The sequence below is a fragment of the Rhizobium sp. P1_E1 genome (assembly GCF_056406015.1).
This window is the reverse complement of sequence record NZ_JBFUAY010000149.1, coordinates 1-11,658: the sequence shown is the minus strand read 5'-3', so window position 1 is coordinate 11,658 and position 11,658 is coordinate 1. Positions and strand designations below refer to the sequence as shown.

General features: G+C 57.2%; 18 protein-coding genes and 4 tRNA genes. 10 read left to right on the top strand and 12 right to left on the bottom strand.

The features are described 5' to 3' along the window. A partial coding sequence (locus tag AC1D1Z_RS28790) for a hypothetical protein (protein ID WP_477852337.1) occupies window positions 1-198 on the top strand: 198 nt, incomplete at its 5' end. A 79-nt stretch (window positions 199-277) separates the two neighbouring features. After that, window positions 278-754 carry a hypothetical protein gene (locus AC1D1Z_RS28785; protein ID WP_477852335.1) on the top strand — a complete coding sequence of 159 codons (477 nt, stop codon included), beginning with the start codon at window positions 278-280 and terminating at the stop codon, window positions 752-754. Between the two features lie 72 nt (window positions 755-826). On the opposite strand, the gene AC1D1Z_RS28780 is transcribed toward AC1D1Z_RS28785, so the two are convergent. The 6 genes from AC1D1Z_RS28780 to AC1D1Z_RS28755 form a co-directional block, all read right to left on the bottom strand. Continuing rightward, window positions 827-1,375 (bottom strand): hypothetical protein, encoded by a 549-nt coding sequence (locus tag AC1D1Z_RS28780; RefSeq protein ID WP_477852333.1) that lies wholly within the window; start codon window positions 1,373-1,375, stop codon window positions 827-829. 2 nt (window positions 1,376-1,377) lie between these two features. Further along, window positions 1,378-1,668, bottom strand: coding sequence for a hypothetical protein (locus AC1D1Z_RS28775; protein ID WP_477852331.1), 291 nt, complete (start codon window positions 1,666-1,668; stop codon window positions 1,378-1,380). Next, window positions 1,665-2,096, bottom strand: coding sequence for a hypothetical protein (locus AC1D1Z_RS28770; protein ID WP_477852329.1), 432 nt, complete (start codon window positions 2,094-2,096; stop codon window positions 1,665-1,667). Before AC1D1Z_RS28770 ends, AC1D1Z_RS28775 begins: the two co-directional genes overlap by 4 nt. Beyond that, window positions 2,093-2,338: a DUF6074 family protein gene (locus AC1D1Z_RS28765; protein WP_477852327.1), complete on the bottom strand. Its 246-nt coding sequence runs from the start codon at window positions 2,336-2,338 to the stop codon at window positions 2,093-2,095. Before AC1D1Z_RS28765 ends, AC1D1Z_RS28770 begins: the two co-directional genes overlap by 4 nt. Further along, window positions 2,335-3,132, bottom strand: coding sequence for a helix-turn-helix domain-containing protein (locus AC1D1Z_RS28760; protein WP_477852325.1), 798 nt, complete (start codon window positions 3,130-3,132; stop codon window positions 2,335-2,337). The genes AC1D1Z_RS28765 and AC1D1Z_RS28760 overlap by 4 nt, the downstream gene beginning before the upstream one ends. 181 nt (window positions 3,133-3,313) lie before the next feature. Further along, a complete protein-coding gene (locus tag AC1D1Z_RS28755) occupies window positions 3,314-3,595 on the bottom strand; it encodes a winged helix domain-containing protein (protein ID WP_432443486.1) in 282 nt (93 codons plus the stop codon). A 448-nt stretch (window positions 3,596-4,043) separates the two neighbouring features. Between AC1D1Z_RS28755 and AC1D1Z_RS28750 the strand changes: the two genes are divergently transcribed. Next, entirely contained in the window at window positions 4,044-4,814 is a 771-nt protein-coding gene (locus AC1D1Z_RS28750) for a hypothetical protein (RefSeq protein WP_477852323.1), read from the top strand. A 45-nt stretch (window positions 4,815-4,859) separates the two neighbouring features. Here AC1D1Z_RS28750 and AC1D1Z_RS28745 read toward each other — a convergent pair whose 3' ends face one another. Further along, window positions 4,860-5,060 carry a plasmid mobilization protein gene (locus tag AC1D1Z_RS28745; RefSeq protein ID WP_477852321.1) on the bottom strand — a complete coding sequence of 67 codons (201 nt, stop codon included), beginning with the start codon at window positions 5,058-5,060 and terminating at the stop codon, window positions 4,860-4,862. Between the two features lie 126 nt (window positions 5,061-5,186). On the opposite strand from AC1D1Z_RS28745, the gene AC1D1Z_RS28740 reads away from it, so the two are divergent. Beyond that, entirely contained in the window at window positions 5,187-6,053 is an 867-nt protein-coding gene (locus AC1D1Z_RS28740; protein WP_477852319.1) for a hypothetical protein, read from the top strand. Next, window positions 6,050-6,331, top strand: coding sequence for a hypothetical protein (locus AC1D1Z_RS28735; protein WP_477852317.1), 282 nt, complete (start codon window positions 6,050-6,052; stop codon window positions 6,329-6,331). Before AC1D1Z_RS28740 ends, AC1D1Z_RS28735 begins: the two co-directional genes overlap by 4 nt. A gap of 150 nt (window positions 6,332-6,481) precedes the next feature. On the opposite strand, the gene AC1D1Z_RS28730 is transcribed toward AC1D1Z_RS28735, so the two are convergent. Then, window positions 6,482-6,558: transfer RNA gene (locus tag AC1D1Z_RS28730), tRNA-Arg, on the bottom strand. A 57-nt stretch (window positions 6,559-6,615) separates the two neighbouring features. Continuing rightward, a complete protein-coding gene (locus AC1D1Z_RS28725; protein WP_128405293.1) occupies window positions 6,616-6,921 on the bottom strand; it encodes an ETC complex I subunit in 306 nt (101 codons plus the stop codon). Window positions 6,922-7,581: 660 nt separating this feature from the next. Here AC1D1Z_RS28725 and AC1D1Z_RS28720 point away from each other — a divergent pair. Continuing rightward, window positions 7,582-7,658, top strand: a tRNA-Pro gene (locus AC1D1Z_RS28720). Window positions 7,659-7,730: 72 nt separating this feature from the next. On the opposite strand, the gene AC1D1Z_RS28715 is transcribed toward AC1D1Z_RS28720, so the two are convergent. Further along, window positions 7,731-8,219 carry a DUF192 domain-containing protein gene (locus AC1D1Z_RS28715; protein WP_131647067.1) on the bottom strand — a complete coding sequence of 163 codons (489 nt, stop codon included), beginning with the start codon at window positions 8,217-8,219 and terminating at the stop codon, window positions 7,731-7,733. 1 nt (window position 8,220) lies between these two features. Further along, complete coding sequence (locus AC1D1Z_RS28710) at window positions 8,221-8,799, bottom strand: cold-shock protein (protein WP_018241851.1); 579 nt, start codon at window positions 8,797-8,799, stop codon at window positions 8,221-8,223. A 195-nt stretch (window positions 8,800-8,994) separates the two neighbouring features. On the opposite strand from AC1D1Z_RS28710, the gene gloA reads away from it, so the two are divergent. From gloA to AC1D1Z_RS28690, 4 genes are all read left to right on the top strand, one after another. After that, window positions 8,995-9,435 (top strand): lactoylglutathione lyase, encoded by a 441-nt coding sequence (gloA, locus tag AC1D1Z_RS28705; protein ID WP_205929471.1) that lies wholly within the window; start codon window positions 8,995-8,997, stop codon window positions 9,433-9,435. A gap of 166 nt (window positions 9,436-9,601) precedes the next feature. Further along, on the top strand, window positions 9,602-10,669 hold the full coding sequence (locus AC1D1Z_RS28700; RefSeq protein ID WP_131647065.1) for a YcbK family protein: 1,068 nt from the start codon (window positions 9,602-9,604) through the stop codon (window positions 10,667-10,669). A 198-nt stretch (window positions 10,670-10,867) separates the two neighbouring features. Further along, window positions 10,868-10,942 (top strand) — tRNA-Glu (locus AC1D1Z_RS28695). Between the two features lie 73 nt (window positions 10,943-11,015). Further along, window positions 11,016-11,090 (top strand) — tRNA-Glu (locus AC1D1Z_RS28690). Window positions 11,091-11,300: 210 nt separating this feature from the next. On the opposite strand, the gene AC1D1Z_RS28685 is transcribed toward AC1D1Z_RS28690, so the two are convergent. After that, window positions 11,301-11,658: FkbM family methyltransferase (locus tag AC1D1Z_RS28685; RefSeq protein WP_477852313.1), on the bottom strand; the 358-nt coding region annotated here is incomplete at its 5' end.

The following is an 11,658-nucleotide window of genomic DNA, read 5'->3' as shown; positions in this document are numbered from 1 at the left end:
GGCGTTAGGTCCGCTCTGTCGATCGGCAACCTTGACCGACTGCAACTGGTCGCCAACTCTCCGCAGGAAGTTGCCGCGGTCATCAAGAGGAACGGCGGACGCGTGTTGCCGATCATTGACGACGCAAAATACTCGGACCTGATCGCTGGTGTGCATCTGCTGAGTTTACCGATCGCTGATTGGGCGGCGGGATCCTGACTCGGAAATTGTCCCGCTAAGAACACAGAACCAGCGAGCTCGTGCTCAAAACTACGAAATACATCGAGGGGGGAAGGCGATGAATGAGTATTTCATTTTGGCAGCGAGTGTATTTTGCCTCTTGGTCGGCATCGGCTTTTGCTGGCCGCCAATCGAACGCTATCGCAACTCCATCGGCGTCGGCGCGTTTGGAATGCTCTTGGTCCTTTGTGGCGTCGTACTGATGACCACGTTCAAGTGGACTGAGGTTGCCATCAAGATAAGCGACTTGGAATTCAAGCTTGCAACCGCACAAAAGGCGGAGCAGCAGGCTCGCATTGAACTTGCGGAAAGCGAACAGAAGCTTTCTGATCTGGCCGTTGCCGCGAGCAAGCCGTCTCAAGACAAAGCGTGGTCAGACATCCTGAAAACGGCGAAGTCTAACCCAGCACTAAGCGGCAAGGAAGATACGATATCGATTGTGAAGAAGGCGTTCGACGAATCTGACTATACAGTCGTGCCCACGTTCAGTGTCCCAGTGGCCGAAGGACCAGTCACGCAACCACCGGCGATGTAGGCGGCCTGCCGTACGCAATCTATGCCACTATAGCTAATCTATACCCGCTTCGTTGTAACGGCGCAAGAGCGGTCACGCTCTCTGGCGCCTGTCTCCATGGTTTTCATAGCCCCAATTGCGGGCCATCTCGTCGAGCCCATCCTTTAGATAATCTGCAAGCGTCGTTCGCTCGCGATGCGACTTGGCAAGCTCGCCGATCGCATATCCTTGGCCTGCGACCTTGCTCATGATGTCGTAGGCTCGAATGCCGAGGATTTCGCGGCAGCGCTTCAGCTCTTGCCCGGCGCGGATCTGCTGTTCGGTCAGCGGCTCGCGTGATCCGCCGCCGTCGACCGGCTCGCGGCTGTAGTCGAACGATCCCGCCCCTGCCCCGCCCATGGACTCGTAGAGCGCCCTGAAGCGTGTTGCCGCGGCAAGCTGGGCCTCGTTGATCTGCTTCCGCGCAGCGAGCGTTACGATAGCGCTCTCACGGATATTCATCTGCGCCTGGATCTTCACCGGGTTGGCTCCAACGCCCTGGTGAGCCTTGGAATAGAACGGGTTGTCGACCGTGACCTTTTCGACCTTGATCTTGGGGTGCCACTCGAGTTCCCCGATGGGTTTCTTCCGCTTTGCCGTCATGCTCAACCCTTTGCTTTCCCCTTGATCACCGCCCGCCGTTCGGGAGGTATCCGAACGTAAGATGGGCGCCAGTTAATCGGCTTCCTCATGAAGGACACCTCCGCCGGCGGTTTAATTTGGTACCAGGTGCCGTCGGCATCGAGGAAATACTGAAGGCCATCGGTCGGGAAATGCCCGGCCATGTCGTCGAATAAAAGGTCACAAATCAAACCGCTCGGTTTTGCTGTGCTCATCGGCCGCCAAGGGTTCTCGCGGTCGTGCGCTTCTCGCTCTTGTCGTTCTTTGATTGTCATTCGCCCCTCGCTGCCTTTTCTGCCAAATATGTTGCGGGATCGATGCGCTTCACTTCGGAGGCGGCGCCGAACGTGCCGAGCCGGTGATCTCGGTAATTGCGCTCGCCTGCAGGATCGAACTTGGCAGCGGCCACTGATCGCACCCAGCCAGGCGCCTTTGCGGCATTGACCTTCATCCGGTGCCAATCTTTGGCTGCCTGCCCCTTGCTCGGTTTGTTGCCGTTGCCCTTTACCGGCTTCTCCGGCTTGCCCCAGAGAACCTTCTTGTTGCTGCGAGGCCTACCTGGCATCGTTTCGTGGTCGATACGGTCGAGCGCCGACCAAGCCGCGGCGTTAGTATCAAACGGACCTTCGACTACCTTGCCGCGCTGATCGGTGATCTGGAACTGTCCATCGCCGTCTCGGGTGACGTTGAGAATTTTGGTCATGCCGCGCCCTCAATTCGTCTTGCAATTTCTGTATGAACTGCCTGCCAGAACTCGAATAAACGCTCGCCCTGCTCGTGCCGCGGAACTCCATTCTTTTCCATGTGTGAGAYGAGACCGGCCGAGATTTGGTGCCGGTATGCCTTCGCCAGCTTTTCCGATCGTGATCCGATGAGATTGACAGCGACCGCTCGAATTTTTCCGATCCGGCACGTCAAGGGGAAGACGTAGATTTCAGCGGTCATGCGGCCTCCCTCCCCTCAAGTAATCTCATCGCCCGACTTGGAGTTAGCGCTCCGTCCAACAGAAAGCCTTTCAGGATCTCCCTGACCAAACGATGGGTCGATTGGCCGTGACAGATCTGATCGAGGACCTTTTCGGCCTCGTTTTCATCAATCGGGACTTCATAGGGGGAGTTGGTGTCATCGCCGTAGGAAGTTACAGCGTAGGGGTTTTGCTCTATAGAGAACTCACCGCTTTCTATACTAGAGAAAACTTCATGGGTTCCGTTAAAGGATTTAGTGGACATCTTTGTCCTCTCGCGAGTGGACATTTGAGGCCCTAAGCCATTTTCGCGAGTGGTCAAAAATGTCCAGTCGCGGCGCTTTCGGTCCTCTTCTCGCGCATCCCTTTTCGCTGTCAGGTAATCCGCAATCTGAGACACCTTCTCCTCATTTTTCAGGAAGAGGTAGTTGTACGTGTCCGTTCGACTGGTGCGCCAAGCGTAAAGCCAGCCTCGCGCCACGAGAGCTGCTATCGCGCGCTGAACTGTTTTCTCTTTGCCAATCGAGATTGTCTCGCAAATCGTTCGGTAGGACGGATAGCAAAAGAGCGTTTCGCTGTTCACGCTTTCCAATAAGAAGACAGCTACGGCCTTCACCGTGGTTGTCATTGTCTTATCGAAGTCCCGCATGATCCAGCTCTGCAGCTCAAGCCTCGCCGCAGTAAAAACCTTGCGTTCTTCGTCAGTCGGTTTCCCCTCAATCATGGGGAACTGGAGTGCCCATTCGTGTTGTGGTGGGGTATTCCGTGGCTTCAACCGAAAGCCCTCCGCGACACCCGGAATTTTTGGGCCAAAGCGCAGGCCTCCGCAGCCTGCAAAGAGGTCAAGGAGAAATTCGCTTTCAGGTGAGGGATGATGTCGGGCCGCGGCGGATTGTCCGCGACCCATTGCGCTGCGACGGTGACGGCCGGGTCCATGTTGATCTGGCGAGGCTCTGTCATGCAGCTTGGCCTTCCAGAATGGCGACGTTTGAATGGAGAACGTATCGAGCGTGGTGGCCAGGATAGGCCCCGCCGTGCATCTCGGTAATTGTCTCGATCGCGAACCCAAATTTACGCAATTTGAAAATGTAGTGCGCGGTACGAGGCGCCGGCTTATCGATCGAACTGAAGCCCCGCTTGCCTGCCTCAATGAGGACACGCAACGCCCAGGCGTCTCGACCTAAGACAGTAATCGGTGAACCCAAGGGCTCGCCCTTATCGAGAATCTGGACTCTCATACGTGTCCGTGCTCTACCTGAATTGCTCATCGGCGCTCCTAGAGGCTGCTGGTGACGGGGGGTCGCTGAAAAAGCGATTTCGTTAGGAGCGGTGGGGATCTCTGAGTTTGGCGACCTGGATCCCCGCCGCTTTTCGTTAGGAACACGCGTCATACCGCCCGCTCCTTTGCCCGTTCTCGCTCCCAAGCAACCAGCTCTTCCTCTTTGAAGAACTTGCGCCGGTTCACGACCATCGGCCGGGGAAACGACAGGCGGGCGTCCTTCCCCCATCTGTGTAGTGTCATTTCGGAAATGCTGTACCGAGAGAGAACTTGGGCACTCGTAAGAAAATTGCCTTGCAACTTTCCGATCCTTCCATCTTGTTCACARTGGTTGCGCTACTTCTTTTCTGAACACAAACTTCCATCAGTGATGGTTTTTGATGCCATCATGTTCTAGCAAAATTCGCTTGGTGATGGAAGTCGAGGCGGCTTGCGGCCCCCTGATTTTTGGCCTATTCCACACAATCCTGGGGATAGAAATGTCGATAGAAGAGCCAAAAACGATAAAATTTCAGCTTATGCTGTCCGAAGGGGAAGCGAAGGCGATCGACGATTGGGGATCTGCAAATAAAATCCGCTCTCGAGCGGAAGCGATCCGGCGGCTTTGCACCGTGGCGCTTGAACTGGACAGTCACGCTAACGCGATTGACGAAGCGATCGGGTATCTAGACGCTGAGAGCCTCATGTTCGTAGAGCGAGTAAGGGAGCTCTCTAAGCGCACGGATAGCCGGAAGAACGATAGTATTGCTCTTACAGCGATCCGGGCCTCAGAGAATCTGTTCAGTGCCGTAAACGACCTTACAATCGACCTCGACACCGTCTTGGGCGCCGCAGTGGCAATTCGAACCGCGGATACATTTGACAAGGCAGTTGAAGCGTTGCGCGAAAACCGCCGGCGGCTTCAAGAGATTTCGAAAGCGCTCGCAGCCAAGCGTGCCAAAGCCCGCGCCGAACGCGAGCGACTGCGTTACGTCGACTTCCAGAATGCAAGCCGATGGATCGAGGATGCGGTAAAGTTAAGCGAGAGTGAAATTGCCGATGCCGACGAGGTTGTTATTGGTGCCGTAAAGGCGTGGCTCGCCGAAGCCAAAGCCATAAAAGCCAGGCGAGAACAGGAAGATCTGGCGAGGGAGCAAGAGCGCCAGCGCCAACGGGATGAGTCTCAGAAATCCGTATAATCAAGCGTTCCTGTCGAACGAAATTCGGTATTCCCCATGCTGCCCCTAATCGGCGCTCGACTGCGTCGGCCCCTGGACTGCAGCTTCCAACAGCAGATCCCTCACCCAGTCACTAAGACTTGCTGCGCCCGCGTCCTTCGCCGCTTTGGCCAGAAGTTCGTTTTCTGAATCGGTCACCATTACCACAAGACGTTTGTCTCGCTTTAGATGCGTCGGTACCGGCGGTCGCCCCATTTTGATCTCCATTGGTCAGCTCATCCTTCATATATCTCCGCTGCGTATTTATAACAATAATTATTTCCATAGTTATTGACATAGTTAATTACGGTAGTTAATATGCACATAGAAACTACCTGAGCAGAGGAAATCAAAATGCCGAACACATCGATTCCGGCTACCGCCGAAGGTACGCCTGATGCTACCCGTCGCGCCCTTCTTTTTGGCCTCGCAGCCGCCTCGACAGCGGCAGCGGTCGCTGTGGCGCCTGATGCGCACGGCGCCGGCGCTTTGACGTCGTCAGGCCTTCCCGACCAGCCGGAGAGCCCCGCGCTGATCTCTGCATACCAAAGCTTCTGTGATGCCTGTGTCGATCTGAAAGAGGCGCACCGAGCCCGAGAGTGGTTGGCCGATGAGTGGAAGCATCGATGGCCACTCGCTCCCGAGGCGCTGCTATGGGGCGCGAACGCGCAGGATGGTAGCTACTTAGACGACGGTGAGCGGGACATAATTGGCCGCTACATCGTGAGAGACACGGCCGACCTGACGAAGCGGATGTCAGCAAAATTCCGGCGTGCAACTCCGAGGACCTGCTTCTCTGTCCTCACCAGTAGCAGGGCTCGGGAGATAGTCGAGAAATGGAAGCGATCCTCTCCGAAGGGCCGTACAGAAAAAGCTCGTGTCCGCCATGAACTGTTTCGCGATAAGATGATCAGAGAGTACGAGACGAATATCGTGCTCGCTGAACAGTATGAGGCCGAAACCGCGCGTCTTCGCGAAATCTCTGGAGCCGATGCAGCTCGGCTGCTCGTCAAGGAGGCCGACGGTCGGCTTCTAACGGCGGCAAATGAGGTTTCCCAGTGCCCGGCCTACTCGGTCGCCGGCTTGGGTATGAAAGCTGACGCCCTCGCCGTCACCGCAGGTGCGCTCATGAAAATCACGAAGTCTGATGATAGCCCGCTTGGGCAAATCGCTCGCTTCATAGACTCCGTGGCAGAAGTCGCCGGGAGGGCAGCCGTATGAGCAACGTGGTCCAGGAGCTGCGGCGCGAAACGCTGGAGGGATACATCGAAGAACTGATCGCCCTGCTGGATCTTCTGGATGGCGACGAGAACCTGGAACCTGACAACGACAACGAACCCAGCCTAGGCGCCCCTGAGCATGTCACGCAAACCCACTGGTATATGCCGGTGGGTTCGGAACAGAGCGACCTAGAAGTCGAAGACGAGAACGACGAGGACGGCGGAGACACCGAGCCGAACGGCGACGAGCTGGACAGCAACCTTTCCGAAGATGGATAGTGAGTCGGGTTCGCAGTAGTCTCGATCAAACCTCGGCCGCCGTCACCGGCGGGCCGGGGTTTTCTCGTAGGCGAAATGCCGCGGCCGTTACCCCCAGCGTTACCCTGGAGCCAGAGAGAAAGCGAAGGTGGGGGTAAGTTATTGAAATGGTGGCGACCCCTGCAGGAATCGAACCTGCGACAACCTGCTTAGAAGGCAGGTGCTCTATCCAGCTGAGCTAAGGGGCCGTCCGGCGGCCGCGTCTCGTGAGCGCGACCGGATGCGGCATATCTGGACGAGAAATCTCAATGCGTCCAGGGCTGCGTGCGGGTATAGCGGAAATTGTCGGGATAGGCGACAACCTGGCGTGTCGGGTCCTTCGGCGCGATGACGCGGTATTCGATGCCGTTGCGCTGGGCATAGGCTTCGGCGAGTTCCTGCGTCTCGAAGGTGAGCTTCACCTGCTGGCGCATATCGCCGGAGGAGGTATAGCCCATGATCGGATCGATCTTGCGCGGCGACTCCTGATCGAACTCAAGCACCCAGAGATGAGTCTTGGCCTTGCCGGACTGCATGGCGGTCTTGGCTGGACGATAGATCTTGGCAGACATGACTGCAGCGTCTCCGACTATGCGGGCAGCGCCCGCCTTACATGGCTCGATCCCCGTTTCCGGGGCTTTTGCTTCATCGCTAGAGATAACGCAAAGGGATGAATTTTGCTTAGCCGCGAATCCCCGCCTTTTCAAGAAAAAAGGCGGTGTACGACGCTGCTAGCGACTCCATAACGAGCCAATGCATTTGGGAAACAAGGATATCGACGGAGATGGCGGCAGCCATCTCTTGAAACCCTCGGATTTCCACCCGGATTGCGCAATATTACCGATTGTCTCATGTTTTGATCACAACCCGATTGCCGCTGCCCGCCCTCGGCACTAGTTTACGGCTCAATCGCTTTCAGTGGATTTGCATTCATGATCAAACGTTCGGCGGAGTTCAATGCCATTGTGATTGGCGCGAGCATCACGGCGTTCTTCTACGTTGCCATCAGCTACGCTCAATATATCGGCCTGATCGCCCACGGCTGAGGCAGCCTTGCCCTGACGTCCAATTGCGCCAGTCAAATGGACTCGTGCGCCCGGCAAGCAGACTGGCGACCTATCAAGATTTTTCTGTCTTGCATCCACAGGTCCGGCGAGGAATCTTCGGCCAGAGCTGGATTTATGGGTTGCGACGGCGAAGTGAACCGTGTATCTCCCCTGCCATTCACGGCACGGAGTGTAGCGCAGTCTGGTAGCGCATCTGGTTTGGGACCAGAGGGTCGGGAGTTCGAATCTCTCCACTCCGACCATTCAATATCCCGATATTCTTGAATTCCTGGACAGGCGTAGCGCAGCTTTCGTGCTCGCGGCTGTCCGCGCCGTTACTTGGCCTTCTTCGTCGTCGTGGCGCTGACGATCCTGTCGCCCGGCTTGATTCCCAGTTTGGCGACGATGCCGGCATTGAGTTCGACGACATATTTCACCGCGCTCATCGAATCGATGATGTCGCGCGAATAGGGCACTGCCTTTTCCTTGATGTGGCGGATCGTGCCGGTGTCATCGGCAAAGAGCATATCGAGCGGCAGGATGGTGTTTTCCATCCACATGGTGACGCGCCGCGGCTCATCGAAATCGAAGATCATGCCGGCATCGTCGGCCATGACCTTGCGAAACATCAGTCCGCGGGCGCGCTGATCAGGGGTCGAGGCAATCTCGACGGTGAAATGCAGCACCTTGCCCGCAGCGGTCTGGATGAGCAGCGGCTCCATGTCGAACCGCATTTGCTCCTCGGCCAAAGCCGGCAGCGCGACCATGAAAAAAAGCGCCAATATGGCGCTTCTGATGGCATGAAACAGGGTAAGGCTGCTCATATTAGTGAGACCGGCTGGCCGGGCTCGGAACGTCGGGATGGATCTCTGCGGCCATCAGGCCCTTTTCGCCGTCGCCGAAGCGGACAAGAACCACCTGGCCTGGGCGCAGTTCCGTCAGGCCGAAGCGGCGGAGCGTTTCCATGTGCACGAAGATATCTTCTGTGCCCTCGCCGCGCGTCAGGAAGCCGAAGCCCTTGGTGCGGTTGAACCACTTGACCAGCGCACGCTCGAGTCCGCTCGTCGCGGTGACCTGCACATGGGTGCGCACCGGCGGCAGCTGCGAGGGATGAATCGCGGTCGACTGGTCCATCGAGAGGATCTTGAAAGCCTGGTAGCCGCGCTCGCGGCGCTGGATGAGTGCGACGATGCGCGTTCCCTCGAGGATCGTCTGGTAACCGTCGCGACGCAGGCAGGTGACGTGCAGGAGAACATCCTGCAAGCCGTTGTCGGGCACGATGAAGCCGAAACCCTTGGCGACGTCGAACCACTTGACGACGCCGGTGATTTCAACAAGATCGACTGGCTCTCCCGATAGCTCGTCGAGGTCGGAGTATTCGTTCGATGAAATCCTATCAGCCATTGTCGCCAGCCCCTCGAATACGCGTCACACTGTTACGGTTAACTGATTCTTCAAATCAAGATTAACATCTTGGTAACGGATAAGCGCAAGTCCTAGTTTTCGGTTATTCCCAGCTGCACATTTTATAAAGATGACTTGCCCGAAGCTGACCTCGGCTTGCTGAAAAAAGCCAGCCCCAATAAAGGAGTAGATAGAATGCGTTATCTCCACACAATGGTACGCGTCAAAGACCTAGACGCCTCGCTCGCTTTTTACACCACGCTGTTCGGGCTGGAGGAGATTCGCCGCCACGAAAACGAGAAAGGCCGCTTTACCCTGGTTTTTCTGGCCGCTCGCGACGATCTCGCCCGTGCGCGCAGCGAAAAAGCTCCCTGCCTCGAACTAACCTACAACTGGGACACGGAAGATTATAGCGGAGGACGCAATTTCGGCCACCTCGCTTATGAGGTCGACGATATTTACGCGACCTGCCAGAATCTGATGGACAACGGCGTTACTATCAACCGGCCGCCGCGCGACGGCAACATGGCCTTTGTGCGCTCGCCCGACGGCATCTCGATCGAAATCCTGCAAAAGGGCAGCCCGCTTCCGGCCGCCGAACCCTGGGCCTCGATGGGCAATACCGGCGCCTGGTAAGGGTTTTCGCCGCAAGGCTTTTGCGAGGCTTGCGGCTTTTTCGATTTCGGGTCCGGCCGGCGCCTTGGCGCTTGCCGCGATCCAGCCCCGCAGGCAATCTCCTGGCGACTCGAGGCAGAAGAGAAGCGTTTTTCGCCGATTTTCCGCATCAACTGGAGACTGTCGCTTGCCTAACATGCAGATGCGGATGCCCGTAACGGGCGCTTTGCTGATCGCCACCTCGGTGCTGGCGCTGTCCGGCTGCGCGTCGGACAAGAAGGCGCTAGATTCCGCCGCAGCGGCTCCGGTAGCGCCGACCGCAGCACCACAGCTTGCCACGGCAACGGCTGCAAGCCCTGCCCCACGTTCGGTCTATACAGATCCCCGGCTCGTCAACGTCTCCGGCGCCCAGGGCGCGCCTCAGGTCGTGGCACAAGATCAGAATGCCGCCGTCCCGCCCGCCGGTTCGGCAACGGCAGCGCCCGCCAATATTGGCGGGCTGGTCCTGCAGTCGACCCGGATCAACGCGCAGGCGATGAGCATCTTTTCCGATCACCAGCCGGCGCCGCAGAACAACAGCACGTCCACCGTCATTCAGCCGCAGGCCTATGCGCCGGTGGAAGGTGCAGCGCCGGCGCGAAGCGGCGTCTACAGCCAGCCGCCCGCGCCCACACAGCCGGCAGAACCGGTGCTGCCGCAGCAATCCTCGCAGAATAGCGGCACGCAGCTTGCGCCCGTGCAAACGGCGTCACTGACGACGGGCAGCATTCCGGCCTCGACAATGAATGCGCTCTACAGCGCGCCGAAGCAGAACCTGCTCGGCAGTCTCTCCGGCCTGCTGCACAAGGCCGCCCTGCCCGGCATGACGCGTATCGCGCCGAATGGGCTGCATCTGCAAAACGACAAGGTCGAGGTCGGCTGCTTCAAGCCCGACCTCTTGAAAGTGATCAAGACGGTCGAAAGCCATTTCGGCCGACCGGTTGTCGTCACCTCCGGCTATCGCGACGAGGAGCACAACCGCCTCGTCGGCGGTGCCGACGAATCGATGCACAAGAGCTGCGAGGCCGCCGACATCCAGATCGACGGTGTGACGAAATGGGATATCGCCGCCTATATCCGCTCGTTGCCGGACCGCGGCGGCGTCGGCACCTATTGCCATACGGATTCGGTCCACCTCGATACCGGCAAAACCCGTGACTGGAACTGGGGCTGCGGCGGCAAACGCGCGCCGCTGACGACCGCAAGAGCGATCTGACGGCCGCGCGCTTTTCGCATCACGTAAGGGCAGCGCCGCCTCGTCCTGTTCAAGAAATAACCGGCAGCCTATTGATTCAGCTTCAATAATCGGCGTCTGCAACGCAGCAGGATTTCTTGTCATTTTTTTGAAAGAAAACCGCATTTCCCGCTTGCGGGATTCAAAATGCCTGACTATAAGGGCGCCACCACGAAGGAAGCGCCCTTCGTCTATCGGTTAGGACACCAGATTTTCATTCTGGGAAGAGGGGTTCGACTCCCCTAGGGCGTGCCACTTTCTCTCCATATAGAAGCCATCGCATCCGCTTGCAGAAGCCGGCGCCCGCGCCTATTTTAGCGAACGGTTTGCGCCCTTCGTCTATCGGTTAGGACGACAGATTCTCATTCTGTAAAGAGGGGTTCGACTCCCCTAGGGCGTACCACTATTCCTCTCGTCTCAATCTAGCCGGACGCAATTTTGCGAAATTTTGACACGAGGTTGCGGAATCTTTGAAAAAGCCCAATCAGGTTTTAAGAGCGGCTCAAGAAGCGTTTAAACCGTTCTCAACGGCCGATAAAATATCCTGGCGCAGATGCTTCTTGCAGCCGCTCGGTCGTCGGGGTGGTGAGCACGGGGGCACACGAAAGGCTCTTTATAGATCCTCGCGGATAGAAAAGACGTAGTTATAAGGCGTTCCGGCAGAGCCCTTCTGGATGTCGTCGATCGACAGGGAGCGAAATTTTCGATCTTTCAGGCAATATACAGAATATCCAAACGGCTTAAGATAGTCGATCACACTGACGACAGCGTTGGGTCGATGTCGGTCTTCCGCTTCGATGAGCAGGTTTGGGCGATACCGGTTCAATATAGCCTCTGCGCCTTCGAGTACTTTTAGTTCGTGCCCTTCAACGTCGATCTTAATGAAGCCTACAGTGCCGAACTGATAGCTGTCCAAACGCCGGGTTGGAACGGAAATTTCTTCGACATTTTGCGTCGAAAGCGTATTCTGC